Annotated in this window: 28 protein-coding genes; 12 read left to right on the top strand and 16 right to left on the bottom strand. The window is 61.8% G+C overall.

The window, feature by feature from the left end; all coding sequences use genetic code 11:
- Positions 1–195: hypothetical protein (locus tag XI05_RS13075; protein WP_271502068.1), on the top strand; the 195-nt coding region annotated here is incomplete at its 5' end.
- A gap of 1,062 nt (positions 196–1,257) precedes the next feature.
- Here XI05_RS13075 and XI05_RS13070 read toward each other — a convergent pair.
- The 8 genes from XI05_RS13070 to XI05_RS13035 all read right to left on the bottom strand — a co-directional run bounded on the left by XI05_RS13070 (position 1,258) and on the right by XI05_RS13035 (position 10,572).
- Positions 1,258–2,313, bottom strand: coding sequence for an ABC transporter substrate-binding protein (locus XI05_RS13070; RefSeq protein ID WP_271502066.1), 1,056 nt, complete (start codon positions 2,311–2,313; stop codon positions 1,258–1,260).
- Between the two features lie 339 nt (positions 2,314–2,652).
- Positions 2,653–3,060, bottom strand: coding sequence for a hypothetical protein (locus tag XI05_RS13065; RefSeq protein ID WP_271502064.1), 408 nt, complete (start codon positions 3,058–3,060; stop codon positions 2,653–2,655).
- Positions 3,051–3,770 carry a hypothetical protein gene (locus XI05_RS13060; protein WP_271502062.1) on the bottom strand — a complete coding sequence of 240 codons (720 nt, stop codon included), beginning with the start codon at positions 3,768–3,770 and terminating at the stop codon, positions 3,051–3,053. Before XI05_RS13060 ends, XI05_RS13065 begins: the two co-directional genes overlap by 10 nt.
- 37 nt (positions 3,771–3,807) lie before the next feature.
- Positions 3,808–6,054 carry a polysaccharide biosynthesis tyrosine autokinase gene (locus XI05_RS13055; protein WP_271502060.1) on the bottom strand — a complete coding sequence of 749 codons (2,247 nt, stop codon included), beginning with the start codon at positions 6,052–6,054 and terminating at the stop codon, positions 3,808–3,810.
- A gap of 295 nt (positions 6,055–6,349) precedes the next feature.
- Positions 6,350–6,949 (bottom strand): hypothetical protein, encoded by a 600-nt coding sequence (locus tag XI05_RS13050; protein ID WP_271502059.1) that lies wholly within the window; start codon positions 6,947–6,949, stop codon positions 6,350–6,352.
- Between the two features lie 143 nt (positions 6,950–7,092).
- Positions 7,093–8,574, bottom strand: a complete 1,482-nt coding sequence (locus XI05_RS13045; protein ID WP_271502057.1) for an O-antigen ligase family protein — start codon at positions 8,572–8,574, stop codon at positions 7,093–7,095.
- A gap of 48 nt (positions 8,575–8,622) precedes the next feature.
- Positions 8,623–9,201, bottom strand: coding sequence for a hypothetical protein (locus tag XI05_RS13040; RefSeq protein ID WP_271502056.1), 579 nt, complete (start codon positions 9,199–9,201; stop codon positions 8,623–8,625).
- Between the two features lie 168 nt (positions 9,202–9,369).
- On the bottom strand, positions 9,370–10,572 hold the full coding sequence (locus tag XI05_RS13035) for a polysaccharide biosynthesis/export family protein (protein ID WP_271502054.1): 1,203 nt from the start codon (positions 10,570–10,572) through the stop codon (positions 9,370–9,372).
- A gap of 273 nt (positions 10,573–10,845) precedes the next feature.
- On the opposite strand from XI05_RS13035, the gene XI05_RS13030 reads away from it, so the two are divergent.
- The 3 genes from XI05_RS13030 to XI05_RS13020 all read left to right on the top strand — a co-directional run bounded on the left by XI05_RS13030 (position 10,846) and on the right by XI05_RS13020 (position 13,113).
- On the top strand, positions 10,846–11,406 hold the full coding sequence (locus tag XI05_RS13030) for a hypothetical protein (RefSeq protein ID WP_271502052.1): 561 nt from the start codon (positions 10,846–10,848) through the stop codon (positions 11,404–11,406).
- A 74-nt stretch (positions 11,407–11,480) separates the two neighbouring features.
- On the top strand, positions 11,481–11,756 hold the full coding sequence (locus XI05_RS13025) for a hypothetical protein (protein WP_271502051.1): 276 nt from the start codon (positions 11,481–11,483) through the stop codon (positions 11,754–11,756).
- Between the two features lie 178 nt (positions 11,757–11,934).
- Entirely contained in the window at positions 11,935–13,113 is a 1,179-nt protein-coding gene (locus tag XI05_RS13020) for a hypothetical protein (RefSeq protein ID WP_271502050.1), read from the top strand.
- Between the two features lie 11 nt (positions 13,114–13,124).
- Here the strand turns inward: XI05_RS13020 and XI05_RS13015 are convergent, their stop codons facing one another.
- Positions 13,125–13,751 (bottom strand): transglutaminase-like cysteine peptidase, encoded by a 627-nt coding sequence (locus XI05_RS13015; RefSeq protein WP_271502049.1) that lies wholly within the window; start codon positions 13,749–13,751, stop codon positions 13,125–13,127.
- A 193-nt stretch (positions 13,752–13,944) separates the two neighbouring features.
- Between XI05_RS13015 and XI05_RS13010 the strand changes: the two genes are divergently transcribed.
- Together XI05_RS13010 and XI05_RS13005 are read left to right on the top strand one after the other, a co-directional pair.
- Positions 13,945–14,682, top strand: coding sequence for a metallophosphoesterase family protein (locus tag XI05_RS13010; protein WP_271502047.1), 738 nt, complete (start codon positions 13,945–13,947; stop codon positions 14,680–14,682).
- A 20-nt stretch (positions 14,683–14,702) separates the two neighbouring features.
- Positions 14,703–15,356 (top strand): hypothetical protein, encoded by a 654-nt coding sequence (locus XI05_RS13005; RefSeq protein ID WP_271502046.1) that lies wholly within the window; start codon positions 14,703–14,705, stop codon positions 15,354–15,356.
- A gap of 101 nt (positions 15,357–15,457) precedes the next feature.
- Here XI05_RS13005 and XI05_RS13000 read toward each other — a convergent pair whose 3' ends face one another.
- Positions 15,458–15,907, bottom strand: a complete 450-nt coding sequence (locus XI05_RS13000) for a hypothetical protein (RefSeq protein ID WP_271502044.1) — start codon at positions 15,905–15,907, stop codon at positions 15,458–15,460.
- Between the two features lie 237 nt (positions 15,908–16,144).
- Here XI05_RS13000 and XI05_RS12995 point away from each other — a divergent pair, with 237 nt between their 5' ends.
- Entirely contained in the window at positions 16,145–16,522 is a 378-nt protein-coding gene (locus XI05_RS12995) for a hypothetical protein (protein WP_271502043.1), read from the top strand.
- 117 nt (positions 16,523–16,639) lie between these two features.
- On the opposite strand, the gene XI05_RS12990 is transcribed toward XI05_RS12995, so the two are convergent.
- Positions 16,640–16,879 carry a hypothetical protein gene (locus tag XI05_RS12990; protein ID WP_271502041.1) on the bottom strand — a complete coding sequence of 80 codons (240 nt, stop codon included), beginning with the start codon at positions 16,877–16,879 and terminating at the stop codon, positions 16,640–16,642.
- Positions 16,880–17,385: 506 nt separating this feature from the next.
- Between XI05_RS12990 and XI05_RS12985 the strand changes: the two genes are divergently transcribed.
- Entirely contained in the window at positions 17,386–18,558 is a 1,173-nt protein-coding gene (locus XI05_RS12985; RefSeq protein ID WP_271502036.1) for a hypothetical protein, read from the top strand.
- Positions 18,559–18,573: 15 nt separating this feature from the next.
- Here XI05_RS12985 and XI05_RS12980 read toward each other — a convergent pair whose 3' ends face one another.
- The 4 genes from XI05_RS12980 to XI05_RS12965 all read right to left on the bottom strand — a co-directional run bounded on the left by XI05_RS12980 (position 18,574) and on the right by XI05_RS12965 (position 20,353).
- Positions 18,574–18,852, bottom strand: a complete 279-nt coding sequence (locus XI05_RS12980; protein ID WP_257187486.1) for a hypothetical protein — start codon at positions 18,850–18,852, stop codon at positions 18,574–18,576.
- 274 nt (positions 18,853–19,126) lie between these two features.
- Positions 19,127–19,543, bottom strand: a complete 417-nt coding sequence (locus XI05_RS12975) for a hypothetical protein (RefSeq protein ID WP_172785739.1) — start codon at positions 19,541–19,543, stop codon at positions 19,127–19,129.
- Positions 19,544–19,585: 42 nt separating this feature from the next.
- Positions 19,586–19,876 carry a hypothetical protein gene (locus XI05_RS12970; protein ID WP_271502033.1) on the bottom strand — a complete coding sequence of 97 codons (291 nt, stop codon included), beginning with the start codon at positions 19,874–19,876 and terminating at the stop codon, positions 19,586–19,588.
- Between the two features lie 315 nt (positions 19,877–20,191).
- Positions 20,192–20,353, bottom strand: coding sequence for a hypothetical protein (locus XI05_RS12965; RefSeq protein ID WP_172785737.1), 162 nt, complete (start codon positions 20,351–20,353; stop codon positions 20,192–20,194).
- A 568-nt stretch (positions 20,354–20,921) separates the two neighbouring features.
- Here XI05_RS12965 and XI05_RS12960 point away from each other — a divergent pair.
- The 4 genes from XI05_RS12960 (at position 20,922) to XI05_RS12945 (ending at position 24,049) form a co-directional block, all read left to right on the top strand.
- A complete protein-coding gene (locus XI05_RS12960) occupies positions 20,922–21,095 on the top strand; it encodes a hypothetical protein (RefSeq protein WP_271502031.1) in 174 nt (57 codons plus the stop codon).
- Between the two features lie 280 nt (positions 21,096–21,375).
- Positions 21,376–21,540 carry a hypothetical protein gene (locus tag XI05_RS12955; protein ID WP_271502030.1) on the top strand — a complete coding sequence of 55 codons (165 nt, stop codon included), beginning with the start codon at positions 21,376–21,378 and terminating at the stop codon, positions 21,538–21,540.
- Positions 21,541–21,993: 453 nt separating this feature from the next.
- Entirely contained in the window at positions 21,994–23,586 is a 1,593-nt protein-coding gene (locus XI05_RS12950) for an EAL domain-containing protein (protein WP_442869268.1), read from the top strand.
- A gap of 97 nt (positions 23,587–23,683) precedes the next feature.
- Positions 23,684–24,049, top strand: a complete 366-nt coding sequence (locus XI05_RS12945) for a VanZ family protein (protein ID WP_172785734.1) — start codon at positions 23,684–23,686, stop codon at positions 24,047–24,049.
- 44 nt (positions 24,050–24,093) lie between these two features.
- Here XI05_RS12945 and XI05_RS12940 read toward each other — a convergent pair whose 3' ends face one another.
- The gene (locus XI05_RS12940) at positions 24,094–24,540 is read right to left on the bottom strand and encodes a CHRD domain-containing protein (RefSeq protein ID WP_271502026.1); all 447 of its coding nucleotides are present in this window, start codon (positions 24,538–24,540) and stop codon (positions 24,094–24,096) included.
- Positions 24,541–24,579 lie beyond the last annotated feature (39 nt).

Raw genomic sequence — 24,579 nt, 5'->3', positions numbered from 1 at the left:
CTATTGGAGATATTTCGACCTGGGCAAACTCGGGCCTTGATTGCCCTCGAGCTGCGCCGCCTGATCGCGGGCTCGCGCGGCTTCGGCCTGATCTCGAACATGCTTGATGTAGGGTCGCAAAAGCTTTCGCGCATCAGCAATGCCGGCACGGGCGTCGTTGACGTCGATACCTCTTGGCAGGGGCGTCGCGGTTAGCTGTCTATCCATCGCCTCGATCAACTTGGCGCAATCATCGCGATGCTCTCCGGCAACCAGTTCGGCAGCGAGCAGCCGGATGAGGTTCAACAATGCCAAGGTAGTTACATTGGGCAAATCACTCAATGCCGATCCTTTCGCTTAGTAGCCTGCCCCCATCCCAAGTCGCCAGCGCAGTATGATCCTATTGTGGGCAGTTTGTGGTCTGCCTCCCTTTGCCGATGCAGTCGCATTTTTATCGATTAAATTATAGGGCCTGCTTATAATAAAATTAAATCATGGGCGATATTAAAGCAAGGTCCAATTATATAGCTGCGCGCATTGCGGGCGCCCAGAAGCGCTCGCAGATGGTTTCCAATTTGAAATCGAGGTCCAGGCTTTCCGCAGCAAAATAGGCCGGCCTGGCGAGGCCGTTGGCTGGAGACCGACAAACGTTCGGCCTCATCCAGGCCGTCGCAAAGCAACCGGGAGCCACTTCACCGAGCGCCAGTTAGGAGGTGGTGCCTCAGATGATACCTCGGCGCAGCGCCCGCGGGACACGAAGCCCAGTCTTTAATCAGACGGCTGAATCGGGGGTTTAGTATGCACGGCGGAGGACAGGGCCTACAGGCGCACAGACGCGATCCCAGTACCAACCATACGGTGTCTCGACGCGGACCCGCGGACAGCGGCGCGATGGCACGTAGCGATAGGGGTAAGGCTGTGCCCAGAAGGTCACCGGTGTTGCCTGGCCTTCACCCGTAAGCAGCGCTGCGCTCACAGGCATCTGCACAGCAGCGCCGGCGCCGCTGGCCGCACAAAACGATGCAGCCAAGCTCAGAAGACCCACCCGCGCGAACGTCTGCAACATTCGTAAAGCTCCCTTGCCCCAACCGAATTCGCCGATAGCGCCCGCTTTGTCAGAGCGGACGAACCCAGCGGCGACCGAGCTCCGTGACCCACCCGGCGATCCGGCTCACATAGCCAAAGCAGATTATCAACCCGTCGGGTCATTAGGCAACCGGGGCACCAGACGAAATCGACCCCTGAGGCGGAATAGCGCGGTACTGTGGCATGTCCGACCTAGTTCTCGCCCCTCTCGGCCCCCGATGTGGCAAGATCCGGCGAGCGACGGTAGACGTCCCGCAACAGCTGATAATTGACCAATTGGGCGAGGGGCAACTCTTCCTCCCTCAGCTTGGCAAAGATCAGAATGTCACGAAGAGTTCTCCAGCGGCTTTCGTCATAGTCGGCGATCCGCCCACCTGTCGGCAGAATCAGGTGCCGCTGTTGCTGCAGCTCGAATCTGACACGGTTTGGGTCCAGCCTCTCCGGGTCGAATCCAACAAGAACAGGCACGCTTTGTGCGTAGTCCGTATAGACGAACCGCCAACCTCGGATTAGCCCCTGGAGCACGTCCGTGATCAGGGAGGGCTGGTCATGAATGAGATCATTGCTCGCGAAATAGACCAGCCCTGGGACGTGAATTCCGTAATCCTGCGGCTTGATGACGGTTAGCCGGGCATCAGCGCTGGGAACAGACGGACTTGGCCGATCATCGACGGGAGCGATGATGGCCTCCACCTCGCGGGCGCGAAGCGCGTCGAAGGTGTCGCGATCAGCCACCTTGGTAATCTGACTCCGCGGAAGGCCGAGCTGCGCCATCATGGCATCAAAAATGACCTCGCCCTCGGTGGCTCGGCGATAGCCGACACGTTTGCCGATAAGATCGGCCGGCCGGCGCAATCCGGAGCTTTCCAGCGTGAAGATCGCGATTGACGTGTCAAGGAAGCTTGCTGCGAAGGCGGTCACTGGAACGCCGCGCCAAGCCGCCAAGAGGAACTTGTGGCCGCTCGTCACGCCAATAGCATGTTGGCGTGCAACGGCCGCGACAAAATCGGAATCGTTGGGATCGGCGCGCACCGTGACGTTCGGGGCGAAGTATTCTCGCTTGTAGGCGGTCATTTCTCCGGCGAACCGCGCCCCGAATGGGCCATCCAGCAGCAGACTAAGTTGCGTGGCCCCTTCCATGCGTTTCGTCACCGGCAGCGGCACCCGCGTGAGCGCCAGGATCACCGCGCCAACAACAGCCGTCCCGACCAGAATAAGCAGCGTGAACCGCTTGTATCCGTCGCTCACAGTTCCTCGCGATCGTGCCCGAGCCATTGGCAGGTTCTTGTGGTGTGCGCTCTGCCCATTGAGTGTCAGGCGAAGCAATGTCAAGAAATCACCTGTTTCTCATCATTGCATCACGATCTTGTTCAAGAGTCATTCCAACATTGTGATATCCTGGTTCGATTGTGGTCCCGCCCTTCTGCGCAATCCATTCTCGTAGGCTTGCCGCACGACGACTTGATCACCGGCAGCGCTCACGAATACGTCGGTCGGTCGGAGCAACGTAGCGCAATCAGACGGCACCTTTGATTGATCATCGCCCCGAAGTGATCCAAACAAGGGAGCAAATCCGCTTGTAGGTAACTACTTCTGCAAAAGGACATATTTGAAGTTTTTTATTCCGCTCATCGTTCCAATAATGGTGTCGACTCGCTTGTACGAGGCGACATCAAAAGCGTTGCATTTGTCCGAGTTTACATAGCAGACCTTGACGCTTATCGAACGCGGGCAGCTGTTCTTTACGCTGACAACGTGATCGACTAGGGTCGGGTTGATGACGTGGACGCGAGTCGCAGCTTCGACGTCCAGGCAAGGTCGTCCCAATGCGTCGCGGAGCACCGGCTGGTAAGACTGTTCTGCCGGCCCCTGTATCGTAAGCCGAGAAGGGCTCCGGCTGATCGCTTGCGCGTGGGCGCCAAATACGGGCAGAAAGGCGAAATAGACGGCGGCCGCACGAATGGATCGGGAAGAAATTTTGATGATCACCGCCACAACTTCTCATCAATCTCAACGCCCGGAACTCGGACCTTCAATCCATCGTCGACCAGTCTTTTTGCGAGCGACTTACGCTGAGTGATATCCACGTGCTCCAAGCTCGCGAGGAGGCGGTCCCGACGGAGCCAACCCACCGTCTTCAAATTGATCGCAGCGTCGTCAATGAAATCGCCATCAACCATCCCGGCGAACTCCTGCGTTGCCTTTGCCTGTACTGCTTCGCTAAGGTTCGGAAAGATCGCGAGCGCCAACTTGTTGCGGCGGAGTCCAATCCAAGCTTCCCGCGGCGCCATGGCATAGGATTGCTCGAGATAGCTGACGTTGCTGGGATCGAAACCGTTGCGCGTTGTCTCGACCGAATAGAGCATCAGCCAAAGAAAGGAATCAGTGGGATTTAATGAAAGAGAGGACCTGACCTGTTCCACGGTCAAGGTCACCTCGCGATCAGCGTCCTCCGAACTTGCCCGCTTGACGGCCTCCTCGGCAACACGAAGCCGTACCAGCGCTTCCGCTCGCGCAAGCTCATGAGGCACAAGGACCGGAGCGGGCTGCCGCTCGATCCGTGCTAGCACCTTGCTAAGTACACCGGGCTTAAAGCGATCATTCAGCAGAATTCGCGACGAAAGCTCACGCGCCGGCATCACTCGCCAGAACGACGGCAGCACGGCAGACGACCAGAGCATGCCAATCAGGCCCAGCAGCAGCATCGGCGCCCGCTTCCACGCTTGCCGCGCAATGCTGCCGCTATTCCACATATCCATAACGGGCGTAGTACTTCTGATAGTAATAGCGGCCGTGGTATGATTCATAGCGCGCCAGCAACTTGGTGTCCGCCTTGTTCAGAACGACCCCGAGCAGCTTGTCCTGAATCTCCGGCGCACCACGCAAATTGTGCTTGACGACGTCCATCTTGGTCTTCCCCCACTCGATCACGAAGACGTAGGAATCGACAAACGAAGAGGTGACCCGCACGTCCACCACGGGTGCCATCGGCGGCATGTCGAGCACGACATAATCGTATTTAGAGCGGAGCCGTGCCACGAGCTCGCGCATCGGGTGGGAGGCGAGGATCTCGTTGGTGTGCAATAGTTTCGAGGTCTTACCAGCTGGCAGCATCGACAGCTTGGTTTCGGGATCGACTATGAGCGCATCGTCCAACTGCACCTTCTGCGCAATGACATCGACCAGCCCGATCTCTGCGTGCGGCACCAGCGCGCGCGATAGCGAGGGATTGCGCAAATCGGCATCTACCAGGATAACACGGGCACCACTATGCGCCATCAGCTGTGCCAGATTGCTTGAGAGTGTGCTCTTGCCCTCACTCGGCAAAGTTGAGGTGACTGCCAGAACCCGGTTCTCCCGAACGATGGAATTGAGATCCACTGCCACCTTCAGCGAACGCACGGCCTCCGCAAAGCGAGAGAGCGGAATGTTGACGACATAGCGCAGGAGATTGGGCTGCGGGTTGTCAGATTTCTTGCCGGGTTTGCTGCCGAGAACGGGGAACGACGCGGCAGCCTCGTCCAGCGTCGGCAGAATCGCGATGCAGCTGGCACCCAGCACCTCTTCCACCTGCCCCGTGGTCCGAAACACCTTATCGGTGAGCTCGCGCGCCATAGCCGCGCCAAAGCTCAGCATCAATCCGCCAAGCAAAGCTGCACCCAGTATAACCAGGGTTTTGGGGGAACTCTTCGCCAGAGGTGTTGTGGCCGCGCTAATCACGCGCGCCTCTGTGATCGGGAACGACTGCTGCTGCACGCTCTCCATGTAGCGCTGCAAGAAATTGTCGTACATCGCCTGGTAAGATTGCGCGGTGCTCTCAAGCTCGCGGAGCTGGATCTGCGCCTGATTGGTGAGCTGCGATTCCGAGACGACGTTGGCAAGACTGGTTCTGATGCTCTCTTCACGTGTGATGGCGATGTCGTAATCGCTCTTGTAGGATTCCTGGATGCGCCTCAACTCATCGGTAATGTTCTTCTTGATCTCAGTCATCTGGCGGCGCAGGTTAACCGCGGCGAGGTGATCGGCGCCATATTTTGTTGCCCAGATCGCTTCCTTTGAAGCCATATCGACATATTGCCCACGCAGCTTGACGATGGTGTCGTTCTTAAGCGCGTCTGCAACAGACGCGTCAGGTATCTCCTGCTTGACGATGTCATTCATGCGGTCGAGCCGCGCCTTGGCTTCGGCCGTGGCGGCGCGCGCAAGTATCAGCTGGCTGTTAACTTCCGCGAGTTGCTGCTCATTCATCAGCCGGCCACCAGTGTCGACGATGTTGTTGACTTGCTTGAAATCCACCACGGCCCTTTGCGCCGTCGAGGCCTGGGTCCGCAGTTCCTTGATGCGATCCTGGAGCCAGACGCTAGCGCGGCGCGTCGCCTGGTATTTTGCTTCAAGCTGATCGACGATATAGGCATCCGCAATCGCATTGGCGATCCGGGCGGCTTTGGCAGGATCCCGCGAGGTAAAGCCAATCTCCATGACATAGGTGAGGCCCAAGCGTTTGACGGTCCGGTTGCGCTCGAAGCGCTGCAACGCTTTCCGTGTCAGCTCGAATTCGGAGGAGGCATGCCCCCCGGTGACCGTGCCAATCATCGCACCAAGAAAGCCACCACTGCTGCCCGTGAATTCGGGATCATCGATCAGATGCAAATCCCGAATAACGGCGAGGCTGATATTTTCGGATTTCAGAATCTCGACCTGGGTTTCCACCGTGGCAGAATCGACCGCGACATCGCCTAGCACCGATTGCTGCTGGAACAGCTGCACCTTGCGGGTGTCGATCACCATCGAGGCGGTCGAGGTGAACTGCGGCGCGGCGGTGAAGAGATAGAGCAGCGCCAGGATCACGCAGGCTGAGACGATCGCGACCATGGTCGGGAACTGGCGACGCACGATATCAAGATAAGAGGCGAGCGTTTGCGAGTCGGGGCCTTCGAATTTGATCAACTCGCGGTTGATCTCCGATTTCGGCTTGTTCACCTGCAGCATGTCGCAATTCCTAAAACCGTCCGGTCATCAACCCAAATACAGGTCTCGAGATCGTCCCTTACGCTCGAGCCGGAGGTTGTGCGCCCCAAAAAATGAACTTACGCGAACAGAAGGAATAACATGGCGGACGTCCAACATGAAACTGAATTGCGGCTATGCAAAAGCGCCCGACAACATACAAATCGAATGAAGCTTAATAAGCAAAGACGCGGGAACGGCGCCACAACGGCGCCGCCTGACAAGATCCTTTATCGCTCGGCAAGCCTGCAACTACGCCGTATCAACGACTGGGGATTCAGCGCGGGCTGACGCTGGTCGTCGCGGCGGTGACCGAACCGCTGAAATTCGGAGCCGTGTTGGGGGTCCCGTTGTTGCCTAATGTCGTTGAACTGGTGTTGGCGCCGCCGGTCGGGCCGCCACCACCCGTCGCACCGCCACCGCCTGTGCCGCCACCGCCAGTGGCAGCAATCGCAACATCGCCCGTCGCGGCTTGATAAGCAGCGATAACATCTGCGTTGCCAGTGCCGGCAATCGCGGTCTGAATCTCATTAGCGTAGGCCTGATCCTGTTGGGCGGCCATGCGGGCGACCTGGGCGAGGCCGGCGACGATGGCGCGCATCTGGTCGGTGGTGGTCGCGGGATCCTTCAGCAGCGCGATCAGGCCGGGCACCGTGGTCGGATCGGAGGCGCCGAGATCGCGCACGCGCGAGATCAGCTGCGGGCCGCCGGTCGGATATTGCTGCAACAGGCTGTTGGGCGAAGCCTTGAACTCGGAAATGACTGTGGCCGGCAGCTGGCGCTGCGGCGGGTAAATGGCGGCGCTGGCGGCCGAACTGATCGTCGCGGCGAGGGCCGCAGCGGCAGCCATGCGAAGCGCGCTTCTGATAACGCTCATTAAATCAAACCTCCAAAAAAATCAGCTGCCCCGATTGCTTCCTCGGCCCGGGCAAATAGCTGTGCAGTGCAGGAACCTATCCGAAGAGAAAAGGGCTGTCCATTTATTCTAAAGACTTCGTAAACGGCGCAAACGCTTCAAATCTAGACACTTTTATGAAGCTCGGGCAGCGCGCGCGGGGCCGCGCCCGCGGTTGCGGTGCGGCCCTCGCCTCGCCGCGTGGTGGAGAGCGCATCGGCCGTGGGGCGCCCCTCCCGGCTCGAGAAGGACTGCGAAAGGCCCGCGCCGAAAAGCGCAAAGAACGGAATGCTATAGCCGGGCACCTGGAGCGTAAAGTCCAGGCACGAATGCAGCAGCGACAGCGTTGCGGTCGCCGCCGCGGCCAGCGGAATGATGGCATCGCGCCGGCGTCCGAACACGCCCTTGGCCAGGACGAGCAGCATCACCGCCCAGGCCAGCGCCACCAAGAGCACCATCGGAATGCCCACCTCGGAGGCAAGCTCCAGCGGCGTCGAATGCGCGGCGTCCCAGATGCCGCGAATCGAGATGTTGGGGCTGCGGTAGGGCGGGAAGGCCCATTGGAAGGTGCCAATGCCGGTGCCGAACCATGGGTTGTCGGCGATGATGCGAAGCGTCGATTTCCAGGCCTCGATGCGGCCCTCGTCGACGAGCCCATTGCTGTCGAAGCGGCTGGAAACGCGGCCGCCGAGCAGCTGCAACAGGCCGAGCGCGACGGCAAGGCCTGAGCCCAGCGAGATCCAGATGCCGGTGCGCGGCGGCAGGTCTTTTCGGAGGAACAGCGTGAACGCGACGATCATCGCCAGCAGCGACAGGGCGACGCCGGCGCGCGATCCGGTCATGAACATCGCCATCAGGCAGATCAGCAGGCATATGAGCTGCGGCAGGATTTCCTTTGGCGGGATCGCGCGAAGGTCGAGCGACAGGCGGCGCCATTCGATATGCCGCTCGGGCAGGCGGCGGCGGACGTCCTCCAGGATCAAGAGCATCCAGATCACCGCGCAGGAGCCGAAATAGGCCGCCGCCGTGTTGCGGTTGATGAAGGTGCCGGTGACGCTGCCGAGATACGCCGTCTTGTCCCGCCACAGGATCATGGTGGGCTCGATCAGGAACGAGGCGACGCCATAGAGCGCGTAGGCCGCGCCGGAGATCGCGATCACCCAGAGCAGGCGGCGCGCGCGCATCCGGTCGGCGCCGACGGTGATGCCGAGCACGATGGCGAGGATGTTGGCGAGCGGCGCGCCGAGCGCGAAGAACGCCTCGTTCTTGACGATCGAGGCCGACGGGGCAATCGGCACGCCGAGCAGGTCCGAGGCCTGCTTCCAGATCGGCTGGAACGGTGCGATGAAGGGATGGTCGGAAAGCTGCTCATGCAGCACGAAGGCGTAGGCGGCGACGATCACGCCGATGCCGGCGAGCAACCATAGATGCGGCGGGCGCACATCGCGCGTCGGCGCGAAGATCACCGCGATCCCGAGGCACAGGCACCAGAACGCGATGGATAGATCATTGGTCGAGCCGAACGGAAACGGCGCACCGGCCGCCACGAAGAACAGGATACAGCTCGCGGGCAGGCTCCATGACCAGCGGATCCTGAACCAGCTCATGATGGGAGGCCAAAGGCGCATCGTCGGTTTGCGAGCTTTGCTCTGGGCTTAGGGGAAGCAATCGATCGGATAGATCTTCAGGTCGACGTTGAGGCGGCTGTTCCGGCTCTGCGCCCGGAACGCATAGAATAGCCCCAAGCTATCACTCCCCTGATCGAGTTTTATTCCGGGGGTTAATTCGTCAGGCGGCACCAGCAGGCCGATGTGCCGGTTGATGGCGGAAATCTCGATCCGCCCCTCGCCTTGCGCAAAATGCCCGCCAAGCTGGGTCACGGTGACTTTCGGCAGGCCGCGACGCTGATGGCAGACATCCTCCTCCCAGAGCTTGGACTGCTGCACCAGGGGCTTGCCCGGGCCATCGGGCACGAGGATGTCGGGAAAGGACGGGCGCAGCATCCCGAAGAACTTGCTCTCCTTGGAGTTCGCCGAGAGGCGGACGGTGAAGGAGAGCTCGCCCCTGGCGCCCTTGCGGCGCAAGACGGGAGCATCAGGCTCGGCGGAAACCATCACATCGATGCGATGGCGGACGCCCATCTCTGCGGCAGCGCCTTGCACCGGCCCGACCGGTGAGAGGGCGAAGGCGAGCGGCACGAGAACCAGAAGACTGCAAAATCTTCGAAAGCGCATGAAGCCCCTTGCAGCAGTGCGGAGACCAGTGGCGGGCGCGTCCTACTCGGTGACGCCTTGATCCGAACCTTCCCGCCAGCCCGGCGACAATACCGATTGGATCGCTAAACGAAAATGGCACCGGGACAAAGCCCCGGTGCCATCGTTTTGGTCGGTCAAGTCGGCGTCCTACGGCGCCAGCTTGATGTTGTTGCGGAAGATCAGCGCGTCGTTGCCAAGATTGATGGCATCGCTGCCGGTCGCCATGATCACACGCAGGTAGTTCAGGAACTTGGCAACTTCGACGTTGCGCGAGTTCGAGACGTAGATGATGTCGCCGTTCTTCATCATGACCTTGGTGGCGAGGAAGAAGCCGCCGGGGTCGCGGAAGTTCACATTGAAGATGACCGGGATCGTCTCCGAGGTGTACTTACTCACGTCAATGCCAAGCTGGGCCGCAACCTCGCGCGGCTCGCGGCGATAGAGATACACGGCAGCCGGATCGGCCTGGCCGTCCAGCAGACCGCCAGCCTTGCCGACGGCTTCGCCGAGGTTGATGCGCCAGGCATCGAAGTTAAACTCGCCGCTCTGGCCGCTGGCGCCGAACGCCAGGAACTTCTGCTGCTCGCGATAGACATAGATGCTGTCGTCAGGACGCACATAGACGTTGTTCTCGGGCGCCATCACGAGATTCTCGAACGGCACAGTGGCCCGCCGTCCGCCACGCTCCAGCATGACCCAGGTCTCGAAGCCCTGGCCCTTGATGCCGCCGGCGCGGGTGATCGCATCGAGCACGCGATCCTTGGCACCCGCCGCGCTCGCCGGATAACGCGCCGGCGAATTGACCTCGCCGAGCACGCTGATCAGCTGGGTGCGCTGCGAGGACATCGCCACGACCGCCTGCGGCTCGATGGCGCGGTTGCCGATCCGCTCGACGATCGCGCGCTGGATTTGGACGGCCGTCAGGCCCGCGGCCTTGATCTGACCGGCATAGGGCACGGTGATGAAGCCGTCATTGTCGACCGATTGATCGGGAATCGTCACATAGTTGCCCGGACGGACGCCGGCTTCCGCCGGGATGAACAGACCGCCTGCCGCGGCTTCGAAGATGGTGACGCTGACGACGTCGCCAATGCCGAACACGATGCTGGCGGGCGGACGGCGGTCGGTGAACACACCGGCGAGGCCCTTGGGCTCGTGGGTGTGCAGGATTTTTACGGTCGCCGGATTGAGCGGCACCAGCTCGTAGGCGGGCGCGTTTTCCGTCTGGATCTTGTTGTTGACGTCGTCGGTGAGCGGTCCCGACCCCGGATTGGTCGAACACGCCCCGAGCGCCAAAGCGATCGCCAGAAACGCCGGCTTCAACACATAGGTCTTGGCAATAGATGACATGAATCGCGCCCGAGGTCCCCAATTGACGTGAATTGGTACGGCCTAGGGGTGGGTGCGACAAGGGTTCCAGGTGGTTAACAGAGCAATCGGTCGGCCACTGTTGCGTGTGGGCCACTCTTTGGGGCTTGGTTTAACCCTTTGTGACTATTTGTTGTATTTCGTGTGCCCGGTTCGGGAGCAGATCGCCCCAGTCGTGGGGTCGGTGTGTCAAGCGCAAGGCTTCTTGGCCTCGCCGCCGTCTGCTAAAGCTGGTCCATTAAGAGCAGGAAACCCGTGTCTGGCCTCCTTCTGATCCCGCTGTTGGCGGGCTCCTTCATTGGCACCGCTGATCGCGCCGCTGTCCCCTGCCCGGGCAGCGCGGGGGCCTTCTGTCGCGGCGCGGGCGTTGTTGAGGTGGCTGCCCCTGCGTCGACGTCCATCTGGAAATTCACCCGGACCCAAGGGGCGAAGTACGGCGAGAGCTTCGCCGCCATCATGAAGACCGCCGACACCACCCAGTCCGACCCGGACTTCGCCGGCCTCATCGTGCGCTGCGCCCCGAAGGGAAAGGTCGATGTGCTGGTGGCCCTGATCCGGCCCTTCCCGCCCCGGAGCCGCCCCAAGGTGACCATCGCGGCGAGCAGCGGCACCTTGACCTTCGAAGGCAGCATGGCGGCCGCGGGCGCGGCCGTGCTGTTGCCGGACGAGGTCTCGGCCTTTGCCGCGGGCAAGTGGCAGACGACGGCCTCGCTGTCCGTGGTGGTGAGGGAGGGCGACAGCGAGATTAAGGGAATGGTGGCCCTTAACGGGCTGCGGGAGGCCTATCATTCGCTGCTGGCAAATTGCGGCCAATAGGCCAAATTTAGCCATACAACTTAAGGGTCTTTTTAGGGTGGGGAACCTAGGGTCCGAAGCACGGAGTGTTTCGGATGATCGCCTTTTTGATTTTCAGCTTTCTCACAGGGGCCGTGCTGGGCCAACGCTTTCGCGTGTTCGTGCTCCTGCCGGTAACATTTGCACTGGTGCTCACCATGCTGCCGGTTGGCATGATGACCAGCATTGGCTTCCTTGAAACCATGAAGGCTGCGGCGTTCGCCGCCATCGCCCTCCAGGGCGGTTACCTCTTCGGTTCGGGGGCGCGCTTTGCCCTTGCCGCCGCACGCGCCACCCGCGTCTTCGGTCGACCGGTCAAGGCCACCCGCTGATCGTGACGCAGGCCTCTGTTTGAAAACGCACCGCTCGCTTGTATGGTGACCTGACCGTTTCAGGATTCCTTGTCGAGCGCGCCGTTTGTCCCTCGCTTATTTTGCCCTCATCGTTTCCATTGTTTCCGCTTCCGCTCTCGAAATCGCCGGCGCCACGTTCGGGGCGCAGCTCGGGACGATGGCCGCAGCGCTAGGCCTGCTGGCCGCCGCCTCGAGCTCGCGAAAGGCCGACTACGAGCACTATGTCCGTGCGACCTCCTGGGGCCGCTGGATTCTGGTCGCCATTCCGCTGTGCATCGCGGCCCAGCTCGCTCCGCTTCCACTGCGCTTTGCGCATCCGATCTGGGCCAGCGCCCACGAGGTGATCGGTGGCCTGTCGCTCGGGCCGATCACGGCCGATATCGGCTTGACGGTGAATGCGCTGCTGCTGGCGCTTGCCGCAATCTCGCTGCTCGGCGTCGCGATCCTGGTGGTCCGCAACCGCATCCGTGCCGAGCTGGTTCTGTTCGTGCTGAGCGGGGTCACCGCGATCTCCGCCTTGATGTTGGACCTGCATCGGCTCTCGCCGGCGCTTGCTGCAACCGTCCCCCATGACCTCACGACGAGCCTGGCCGGGCTCGGCCTCATGCTCAATCTGGCAGTGATGCAGCTCGCCGCGGAACGGGCGGAGACGCATCATTCGGTCCTTCGCTCGGTCGCGATCGGACTTTGCGGTCTCGTCGGAGCCTTGGTCAGTGCCGCTGCGATCTTCGGGTTGTCCGGTACGACCAGCGCGATCGCAGCGGCCTTTGGCGTCGTGCTGATCCTGCTGATTCTCGTCATCCGCAGACTGGATCTGTCGCCATTGGCCGCGAGCGCGTTGTCGATAGCAGCCCTGGCCGGCGCGGCGATCGTGCTGACCTTCCTGTTCGAGAAGAGCTCCGGACCAATCCTCCTGCGGCTCGTCCCGGAGATGGGGGCCGAGACGAAGGCCGCGTTCGAGCGGATGTTGGCCGACACACGCTGGTTCGGCGCCGGCGCCGGGACGTTTGCTGCGGTGGGCAGGATCTATCAGAGCGATGCCAGCGCCGTCCTGACCACGCCCTCGGCGGCCATGTCCGTGTTCGCTGGGGTGGGTTGGGTCGGCTTGGTCGCCATGATCGCGGTGAGCCTGCTCGCTTTGGTGCGCCTGTTCTTCGGCGCCCTGCAGCGCGGACGCGACTCGTTCTTTCCCGCTTCGGCTGCGGCCTGCGTCCTCTTCGCACTGGTTCAGAGCTTTGCCGGTCCCGGATTGCTGCACCCGGCAGCAATCCTCTGTCTTGCGGTGATCGTGGGCCTCGGACTGTCGCAGAGCGTCAGCCAATCCGGATCACGATAGAGCGCGGTTGATTAGACCGCGCGGTCGCCGAGCGAGGCCCAGTAGTTCGGGTTCTTGGGCGACTGGATGCGGACCCAGCGATAGGGCTTCTTCGACCACGGCATGATGTGGCCGGAGAGATTGTCCAGCACGAGATCGCCGGAGAAGGTGCGCACCACGACGACTAGATGATGCTCGCCCCAGGTGGTGACGACCTCGCTCAGCAGAACCGAGCGCGCCGGAAAGCCCTTGGCGATCAAATCGTGGCGTTTTGTCACGGCATAGTCGTTGCAGTCGCCGCTTGCCGGATGCAGCAGCCACTTTTCACCGCGCAGGCCTTCCAGGTTGGGCTCAGGACGGATCGCGGCATTGACCCGCTGGTTGACCTCTTGCATCTGCGCCACGCGCTCGGCCGTGAGCTTCAGGCGTCCGCCGCGGAACACGATCTGCCGCGGCCGCGGCTTGCACTCGTCCTTGTACTTCAGGCAAAACAGCGTGAACGCCATCGGAGCCAGCGTCGGCTGGTCGAACTTGATGTACTGGATGGCACCGCGCAGCCCCAGGGGCGCGCCGACAAAGGCGGCTTCCGCACTCCGCTGCACCCCCGCAGCAACGACGATGGCGGCAACCGCCGCCAGGAACTTTACAACTTTGCGCATGTCGCGCTCCCCGTTCTTGTTGGGGAGACGCTACGCGAGACCTCTTGAAATACGGCTCAAAGGCCGCGCGATGCTTTAATCAAAATGTGGGCTCATCGATCGGAAACAATTAAGAATACCGATGTGTGACTTGTTCTGCTAAGAGCGGTCACGACGTTCCGCTCGTGACGCTGGATGCGATTCGACCGACCTGATGGGCCTTTCCTCACGCTTTCGCAAGAAGACCAAGCCGCGGCTTCCCGACGGCGTTCGCGTCTATGCAATCGGCGACGTGCATGGCCGCGCCGACTTGCTTCAATCGCTGTTAACCGTGATCGATGCCGACCTTGCCCGCTCGGCTCCCCAACGCGCCATTCAGGTCTTTCTCGGCGACTATGTCGACCGCGGTCCGGACTCGCGCGCCGTTCTTGATCTCTTGATCGAGCGCTCGAAGTGGCACGAGACGGTTTGTCTGAAAGGCAATCACGAGGTCTTCCTGCTCGAGGTCCTCAAGGACCCCGCCCGCCTGCAGGAATGGCGCCACTATGGCGGCCTGCTGACGCTGGTCTCCTACGGCATCACGCCGACCATGAATCCGTCCGCGGAGCAGCAGATCGAGTTGATCGAAGGGTTGAGGCGCGCGATCCCGCCCGAGCACCTCGCCTTCCTGCAGCAATTGCCCTCGTCCTTTACCTGCGGCGATTTCTTCTTCGTCCATGCCGGCGTCAAGCCTGGCGTCGCGCTCGATCGCCAGAAGGATGAGGACCTGCTCTGGATCCGCGAGGAATTCCTCGCCTCCGAGGAGCGCTTCGGCAAATACATCGTTCACGGTCACACGCCGGTCAGCGCGCCCGATATCCGCCCGAACCGCATCAACATCGACACCGGCGCGTATGCGACCGGCAACTTGACGCTCTTGACGATCCAAGGCGATAGTCTTCTCGCAATTTGAAAGCTTAGCCCGCAACTTCGGTGATCACGCTTCGCGCCATTGGTATCCTGACCGCGATCGCGCTGGCGCTCCACGCCGGCATGACGTTCTATGGCGATCTGGTACGGCCGGACTTTCGCGCCCGCGACTTGTTCTCGGGCGAGATTCCGCCGGACAAGGCCAAGCTTAAGGGCGCAGGCAGCCTGGCATCTTTCTCGTGGGATGGCGACCTCCTGGCAAATTATGCGGCGGCGATGGCCGCCGACGTTCTGCACCGTCCGTCGACCGAGGCAGGCGGAAGGGCCAGCGAGAACAAGACGGCCCAAGCCGCTGTCGTGGCGGCCTTGAAAGTCTCCCCGATCAGGCCCGCGCTCTGGCTCACGCTCGGCACGCTCCAGGCCCAGGCCGGCGAGCCGGTCACGCCCGCGGTGAAGATGTCCTACCTGACCGGGTCGGTGCCGATCGACGTTGCCTTCTCGCGCGTCCGGACCGTGACCTCGAGCGCCGCTGCAACCGACGAGGAGATCAAGCTGCTGGCGCAATCCGACATCCGGTCGGCGCTGGCCAACCGCTCGCGTTACGAGCCGCTGCTGATCGCGGCCTATGTGCAGGCAACTCCGCAAGGCAAGTCGCTGCTGCTGGAGACGACGAAAGTGACCGATCCCAAATTCAACGAGATCTTGCGACGGTACTAAAGCGCGATGCGATTGGGATGAATCGCCATCGCGCTTTAGGTTTTGTTTGAGCATGATCTTTTCGGAAAACCGCTACACACTTTTCCGGATCATGCTCTAGCTCACCGGGCCAATTTCGGGTTGACCGGCACGAAATCCTGATCGCGGCGCGGCTGGTCGGATCGCCCCTGGTAGACGAACATGCCCTTCTTGGTCGCGACGATGTCGCCCGGCTTCAGGCTGTCGTCGCGAAGCAGGCGTTCGGTCGCGACAAGGTCCGGATCTTCCGGAATCGGCTTGTAGAGCTCCGGATGCTCCCGCCGCTCCCGCGCAACCTCCTTGGCACGGCGCCGTGCATCCTCGATGCGCTGCCGCCATTCGTCGCGCGAGACTTCCGGCTCGGTCGGTGGAAGGAAGTCGCTGAGCGAGGGCTCCGGTTCGGCCTGAGCAAGACAGAAGCAAGGACAGGCGAGACCAAGGCCGAGGGCAGCGGCAAGGGAAACGACAGCTCGAGACAGCGTCCCAGACCACCTTCCGTCATCTAGCGAATGGTTACGTCGAGCGGTTCGCACGCTGATAACTCCAAACACAGAGCATAAGGACGACCATTGGCCGGAAACTCTTATGCCCGGCTCATCAATCTATACCTTTGCCAATTGCAAGAAAGCGAATTCGCAGGCAAGCTTTGCGCTTTAGCTTGCAACCTCGTCTGGCACGAAGTTGACGAGCACCTTTCGAGGCCGGGGAGTCGAAGACCTCGTTAGCTCGCTGATATTCTCTTCGTGAATTGCGTGTGGAGCTGCCGTCCCATGCCTCAGAAACCCTTGTTGCTGCTAGCTGCCTGCATCGCAGCTTCCGCCGCGCTAGTCATGGCGGCTCACGCCAGTCCGCTCTGCATCAAGGAACGGACGCCGTTCGAACTATCGGGGGACACGGTGACGTGGACGCTGACCATCCAGCCTGGATCCGACTGCATCCAGGGCCTGCGTTGGTCGTATATGCAGATCTTCAAGGTATCGGTCGTGAGAGGACCATCAAGGGGACAATTGACCGTGCTCGGGTCCGGCTTCCGCTATCTGGCAGCAGCGGACAAGCAAGGCCCCGATAAATTCACCCTTCTGATCTCGGGTAAAAACCTTCGCGATGCAGGAACATCGACCGTAGAGGTCGAGGTCAATCCTCAATAGCTCGCCAAGACGCCGCTCTCTTAGGACAGAAGCCTTCCTGGATTTACCGAAAATTGAGCACGGCCGCCGGATGGCTGATGGTTTGGCGTTGTTCTCTTGGGCCAGCCGGAGGCACACCTACCGCCTACTTGAGGCACTGCCCCGGGTTCTGTTTCCGTAATAAGGTATGGCTCGCCCGCCGCGGGTCAGTGGCGCCTGGATCCGGCTCGGGTAATTTGGCGTGGCCGTGCTGCCCGACGGCTGCGACGGGTTGACGATGATCACGTTGCGATTGGGGCTCGAGGGGTCATTGACGCCCTGGGCCCAGGCGCCGGCAGGCACCACCAGCGCGAGTGTGATCAAGACTAATCGTTTCATGCCAGATCTCCCGAGCAAGAACGTCAGGGAGGCGAACACCGTTCCTTCACGGCGGCATCACGGTTCCTTGCGCGACCTCATCGACGCACGGCAATCAGCTTGCCATCTCTCCAGACACCTTGGGCCGCCTTTCCGGTGGGAAGGCTCCCCACGTTCCGGACAGCGGTAGGTCGAGAGGCAGCCTGAGTGGTCTGCTTCTTTTTCTCAGGTGTCGTCACGATGCTGGAGCTCGTGGTGTTGGCCTGGTCCTTGGTCCCTTGTGCCGAAGCATGCTGAACCAGAAAGGCCAAAAACATGATTGCTGTCAAAATGCCGCGCATGGTCCACACACCGGAAGAAGGAGCTGGTCGAAATGTCACAGGTTTCTGCCCAAAAGCAAGCTCTACGAGAGGATCGCACAGGACCTTTGCGGGGCCGGAGCATCAGCGCGTTTCACCGCGACCGACGGGGTCCGGGGTGAAAAAGCCTAGCGGAACGGCACTATCCGGGCTAGTTGATCGGTCTTGATGACCGAGACCGGCGACACCGCAGCCAACGCCTCGCAGGCGCAAGAGATCAAGGCCGGACTCGTCCGCCTGTTATCGGAGCGGATCCGCGAAGTCTCGGGCGACCCCAGGCAGATGCGGGATGTCGTCTACGAGCTGGCTCGCGTCAAGCTTCTGGAACAATTCACCCACGCCGATGCGCGGGAAGCGCGAGAGCTCCAGCAAGTCCTCGAACGCGCCATCCGGGAGGTCGAACGGTCCTTTGAGCGAAGCGGAATATCATCACCGCCAAAGGCTGCCGCAGTTTCCGCGGCGAATTCTCCGCTGGTCGACGTCCCTGTTCCTCCGCCCATTCCGACGGCTCCCGAGACGCCGCGCCATCCTGCCGCACCGCCACGTTCGCTTGACCAACCCAAACGGAGCAGAGCCTTCAATTCGCTGGTGCGATTGAGCGCCATCCTGCTGCTGATCGCCGGGGCCGGCACCGCGATCGTCTATTGGCCACGGCTGAAGACCCAGCTGAGCGCATTGTCGCAGGTGGCGCCGCTCTCCGAGCGCACGCCTAGAAGTCCCGAGCCTCAACCGACCGCGACCCCGACTCCCGCGGCGGGCGAGACCCCGGAACGGACGCCGGAGAGCCCGGCGCCGGCGGCGCACCCCTCGATGCCTTTGCCGACGACGTTCGGCGTCTACGCCTTGAGCGAGGGCCAGCTCCATGAGCTGAAGCCGGTACCCGGAAAGATTCCGGACCGGCGCGTCGCGATCTCGGCCGCCATCAACACGCCGAGCGTGACCACAGTGCCGGACGGTGATGTCAAATTCGTCGTGTTCAGGCCCGATGGGGGTGTCGAGGCCGGCGGGACCGAAGTTCGGGTGATCGCGAAAGTCTCCCGCGCCATGGGCGTCGATGCAACCGGGAAAGCGGCCATGGTCAGCGCCGGCGATTCCTGGGTCATCCGCAGCATGTCCTACCCCTACAAGGTAGGTCCGATCGACGACCAGTCGAGAATGCTGTTGCTGCAACCGGAGCAGGACGGCTTCACGCTCGCCCCCGGCCGCTACATCGTCTTGGTCAAGGGCATGGGCTACGACTTCACGGTTGCGGGGACGATCACCGATCCCAACCAATGCGTCGAGCGCATCAATGCGACCAACGGCGCGTTCTATTCGCCCTGCCCGCCGCCGCGACGATAACGCAGCCTTCCCGTTTTACTTGGCCGGCTTGTTGTCCTTTGGCGCATCCGCCGGCATGTCGTCGACCTTGCCGTTGTTGGCGACGCATTTCCGGAAGTACTCGCGCTGGTCCTTGCCCGTTCCCTTGGTGCTCCCCGCTGCGGGGTTGCCTATTTGTCTGGGCGGAAAGGCCTTGGCCACGGCCGCATCGCATGCCCGCGCCACTTCGACGGTAATGGCCGAGGCCGTCGCCGGCACCGCCAGGGTCAAAGCGCATGCCAGCCCAACCAATGTCCGCAGATTCTTGACCGGCACCTCGTCGCTCCTTCAGTCCGTGAATGCTGCCCGAACCATACCAAAAAGGAACGAGGCGCCAAACCGCAATTGTCATGCGTTTGCCCTGCGTGCCGGCAGGGCTGTGCACCATCCGAGCGCGCGCCTCATCCTTCGAGACGGCGCTAACGCGCCTCCTCAGGATGAGGCTAAGCGGCATTCGTGCTTCGTCCAAAAGCTGGCGCAACGCACTCGGTCCTCATCCTGAGGAGCCCGCTGAAAGCGGGCGTCTCGAAGGATGGCCGCGGACGCGCTCCTAGCTGTTGAGCTGCGGCGGCTTGAAATCCGGAAAGCGCGTGAGCATTGCGGTCTTGACGAACTTCAAGTGAGCAATGGTGCTCGCCAATTCCTTGAGCCGGCGCTGGCCGTTCGAGATGTCGGCCGCGAAGAGATCCTGATGATAATTATCGAGCGCCTCCCGCTCGAGATATTCATCGGTGCCGTTTCCGAAGGTCACGGAAGCACGCGCAAGGGCATCGTCGACACGCCGGTTGAGCCCGGCCTGCTCCCTCTCCGCCTCCTGCAAGGCGGTTTCGATCGCCGCCAAAACAGCTCCGATCCGCACGCGGTCGGTCTCCGCATCGCGCTCGGCCGAGCGGGCCTTGAAGGTTTTGTCCTCGCGGCGGGAGCCGAGGAGATTGTGTGCGCGCGCTCTCAGGAACAGCTGAAACATCCGGGCCATCCCACATACGAGATTTAAGGCGGGTACCATCGGTCAGACGTAGTTAACAAATCCTGAATCCGGCGCCCGTCCGGTCTGGCTTTGTGCGATCCATGCCCGCCAAGCTCCCTCGTGCCTGGCATAGAGCTCGAGCCAGCGGACTTCGCCGTCCGCAGCGGCGCCTACCCGTGCGCGGACCTCGGATGTGAATTGTCCTGTCTCGTTCGATGCGAGGTCCAGTGCTTCGAACTCCGCCGTCTCCTCCGGAGACAGGCCGATCAGCACACGATGCCCTTGGGCGTTGACGAAATATCTGCGCGGCGCGTTGTGCCTTTGATCAGTCATGCGCAGGGCCCTCGTTCATGATCCACGGTCCTGGGCGATCCTTCAGCCGCCGCTCAAAGCCACGAACAAACGCGATCAAAACGAGGGCGCAAGTCGCGCCCAGCAACGCAATCAAATACGCCATTCACGCCCACCCATGCGAGCCGCGAAAATATGGAGGCGGCTCAAGTAAAGTCTCGCCATGAATTGCTACGTTCTAGGTTGCCTTTCCGAAGCTCTCAAGAACCGCATCACGTTAACCTAACTGCGCATGGTTATCCGACCGGGCCGCACGGCGAGATAAGCTTGCGCTCACATCCGCCCATGGCCGAGCCACTACGATGGATGCTCGCTCTGCTTGGCACCCATCGCTGCCGGCGTGTAGGGCGCATAGAGACGATATCGTGCCGACCGCTTGCGGGAGCGCCACGCCCGCACGCCATAGCCGCAGCAAAAGCCGGCGGCAAAGATCGAAATCAAAACCAGAATTGCAAACATTTGGAATGTTCCCAATGATCGGAACGCTCCTCCCGGCTCATTTCAACGTGATGTTGTGACGACTTCAAGATCATCGGCGCTGAAAGTTTTGTCAGAGGAACATGAAGTTTGTGCAACGTGATGCTTGAAGTTTGGTCGTTGCAAGAACCGCGAGCCCCAGGGGATGACGAAATCTCTCATCGTTCGAGGGCGATATCCAGCCCACGATATTAACCCGTGTTCACTGCGGCAGCAGCCTCGAACGAAGCGGCCGAATGCGCGGTAACTCGGGCACGGCTGCGATCTGCAGAACAGGCACTGACACCTCGTCAAGGGCATCTGGCTGCCATCGCGATGCCAGTGCTGACGTAGCATCCGTTGTTCTACGGAGCGTCATGCGGCAACTTCATCGCGGTAAGGTTGAGAGGTTAGCTTAACCCGCGTTGTTTGTTGCGAACTCTCAGCGATTGCTTATCCATCTCTCGCACCGGGCTCCCCCAAGCTCGGCCCCACCCAAGCAAAGCCGTCGAGCGAACATGGGTCCGCTTGGCGGCTTTGTCGTTGTGTCGACGAGAGGATCATTTCGGTTATGGCGCGCAGGCCCTGGTCGTTCAAGGAAGATCGCCGGCTCATGGAGCTGGCCAAGTCTGCAGCCTCGCTGGAGCAGGCAGCGAAAGCTCTCGGGCGCTCGCCTGATGCGGTCAAGCGCATGGCGTTGCGGCTTGGTCTTTCGTTGAAGTCGAAGGCGGCCAAGAAGAGCTGATCCTGGAAGTGCAGCGGCGCTCGCCTCGGCTTCGTGGCCGGCCGCTGCAGTGAACGTCCAGCGATGTCGCCGATGAGACAACGGGCCGTGACGGAGGCCAAAGCGCAAAAGCGGCTTCGCAAATTCCAGCGCTGAGCTTTCTTCAGCCCGCCGGCCAAGCACAGACACATCTTTCGGATTTTCGGTGGAGCGTCAGGCAGCGCGGCAACGCCGTCGCCGCGGTGGGAGGAACCAAATCAACCTTGGGATGTTGGTCCGGCTCTCACAGCGAGGTCTGGCAGTGCTCCACTTTGCCATCTCCGCAGTCTTGGTCTGGCTGGCGCTCAACATCGCCTTCGTGGTGCTCCGGCTGCGGGCCACCCGCGAGTCCGCGACGCCCCGCCTCGACAGGCCCAGCCGCCCCTATCCCGGGGTCGTTCCCGTCCGCCATCGTCTCGGACAGTGAGGGTCGATTGAGCGGGTTGCCTGCGGTGCCCCGCCCAGCCGCCACAACCTAATTTTGCGTCCGCTTCTGGGACCCCATCCCTGGACTGGTTCCGTAGCTCGGTGTTCCCGTTCCCTTGAAGGCTCCGCCCATCGTATCCGATCCGGAGTTGGTGCCTGTGCCGCTGCGGGTCGCGGACGTGGGCTGAGTACCCGATGGCCGGTCCTTGGTTCCTTGCGCCGAGGCCACGGAGCTTCCGATTGTCAACGCCACGACGAGGCTTAACGTCCTGATCATACTGCTCAACTTTCCCTGCTTGTTTTTAGCCCTGAGCCGCCAGACCATTGGCCAGGGCATTGCGCGGCGGCCCTTTCGGGCTGGTCTCTCCGTTAAACCCTATCTTAGCCCCCGCTGGCTAGGATCAATCTCCAAGCCCGCTCGAATTTACGCCTTGCCCTGATTCGCCTGAACCGGATGAGATTGCTGCGACCAAGCCTTCCGTTTGCGGCGCTCGTGCTTGCGAGCATGTTGGCGTTTGGGCTGGCGGGCCATTTCGCCGCGGAGGCCGTCATCCGCCATCAACAGGCGCATCAGCTCAACGAGCTGACCGAGGTCGTTCTGCGCCGATCGGAGCTTGCCGTCGATTTTGCCGCGGGCAGCCTGGACGAGCTCGCGCGGCGCAATTTCGCCAGCTGCGAGCCGGCGGCGCTGCAAGCCATCCGTCTGCACGTCTACCAGCGCTCGGCGATCAAGGACGTCCGCCTGGTCAAGCCGGACGGCTCGGTGATCTGCTCGGCCTATTCCGAGACGCTCGAATTCGACAAGGGATGGGTGGACCGCCGCGACATGCTGCCTTCGCGCGACAAGACGCTTTCGCTGTTCCGCGTCGAGCAGTTCGGCGGCGACGCCTTGGGCGTGCTCAGGGACGTCGATGGCAGCTCCGCTCTGGTCGCCATTGTCGGCATCAATGCCAGCCTGTTCGATATCATGCCGGCCGAGCTGCGCGCGCACAGCCAGGTGATCCTCGCCTTGAGCAATGGCGAGAAGCTCGGCGAATTCCAGACCGACCCCGGCAAGTCTCTGCCGGCGCCGATCAGCTTCGAGCGGACGTCCGCTCGACTTCCGCTTCATGCCACGATCCAGCTCGAGCACGCGGTGCTGTCGAGCTGGAATAACGAGGCCTATTGGCCCACGCTCGCAGTGGCCCTCGGACTTGGCGCGATCTTCGGCATCCTGCTGGCACGCAGCCGTCGGATGGAGGGGCCAGTCGCCGATCTCGACCGGGCGCTGACGGCCGGCGAATTCAAGCCATATTACCAACCCATCTTCGACCTCCGGACTGGTCGGATCAAGGGTTGCGAGATTCTGGTTCGCTGGCTGCGCCGCGATGGCTCGGTCGTCCCGCCGATGAATTTCATTCCGCTCGCCGAATCCAGCGGACGCATCCAGGCGATGACCTGGCAGATCCTGGGATTGGCGCTCAGCGAGCTCAGGCCATTGCTCAGGGCCGACAAGAATTTCAAGCTGTCGCTGAACGTCGTGCCCAAGCACCTCCTGAGTGCGGGCTTCGTCGAAACGCTGCGGCGCACGGTTCTGACCGCACGCATCTCCGCGCGCCAGATCGTGGTCGAGATCACCGAGCGCGACGAATTGGACGATCTCGCCCGCGCCGCTTCGGTCGTGGCCGAGCTGCGGGACCGCGGCTTCCGCGTCGCCATCGACGACGTCGGCGTCGGCCATAGCGGACTGTCGCGGCTGAAGGGCCTCGGCGCCGATACGATCAAGATCGATAAGTTCTTCGTGGACACGATCACGGTGGACGCATCGACGACCACGATCGTGGAAATGCTGGTGGCACTCGCGAAAGACCTCAATATGAGCGTGGTCGCGGAAGGCATCGAGACCGAGGAGCAGCTGCGCGCATTGCTCGCCTCCGGCGTCGAGGAAGGCCAAGGCTATCTGGTTGCGCCGCCCCTGCCCGCCGCCAAATTCAATGAGCTCCTCGAGTCGCGCCGGGTTGCGCAGTCGGGCGCGGCGACATCCGGTACGACGGCTTTGGTGGCCTGACTGCCGGCGGCCATAGCCGCCGAGGCTTTAACGATACTTTCTAACGATATTTTCCGCTTTCAAACCGGAGCGGCGAGCAAGCTTGTATGTTGCGGCCATGCGCAGGAGCCACCTCATAACAGCCGCGAGCATCTGTCTGGCGCTGATCGTCTATGCCACGCTGGCGAAGCTGTCGGGACGGCCCGCGCTGTTGGGGCACCACGAGGCCTATTGGGTCGTCGTGATCGAGCGCTTCAGCGCCTATGGCCTGCTCGGCTTCCTGCTGTCGTTCCTGCTGCCGGGACGGTTCAGCCTCGCTTGCTCGCTCGTCATCGCGGTCGCCATGGGGCTGGAGCTGATGCAAGCGTTCATACCCGACCGCGATCCAGGCTTTCTCGACGTGCTGCAGAAGGCGGCAGGAGGCACCGTGGGCGTCATGCTCGCACAGATGATCCTGGCGTTCCTGCCCAGACCACCGTCCTGAAGCGGCGCGCATTGCCTCGGCGCCATGACCGGCCGACCCGGTCCTCACTTCATCATCTGACCGCGCAACTCACCGCCGGGGTTCGCGGCGGTGTGAATGTTCGCGTACCATTTTCCGCCCAACAGATCTGCCGCCTGCGCGTCGGTGAGGGTGGCGCTGCCTTGGATCGGGCTTTGCGCCGTCTTGAACGGCAGGGCGATGCCGGCATTCTTTCCGGTCTCGCCGGGGCCGTGAAAATGCGCTCCCATCGCCGGTCCCGTCAGCCCGGTAAAGGTGACGACGTAGGTCAGGACCTTCGTTTCAGTGTCGTAGCTCGCCTCCGCCTTGCCCGATCCGGTCGAGCTGTTCGGCGGCACCTCGTTGCTTCCCTTGAGTTCCGCTTGCAGCTTCACGACCTCCGCACCGGCCGTTCCGCCCGTCGCGCTGACGCCTCCGACCAGCGCCAGCGCTCCCAACAGCGCCACGGACCGTCGACACACGGCTTTGCTCATGCACTTCCTCCTGCGGATTCTGCTAGTCCCGCGATGAAA

The organism is Bradyrhizobium sp. CCBAU 11357 (genome assembly GCF_028128865.1).
Classification (GTDB): domain Bacteria; phylum Pseudomonadota; class Alphaproteobacteria; order Rhizobiales; family Xanthobacteraceae; genus Bradyrhizobium.
This window is presented reverse-complemented; position numbering and strand designations above follow the sequence as displayed.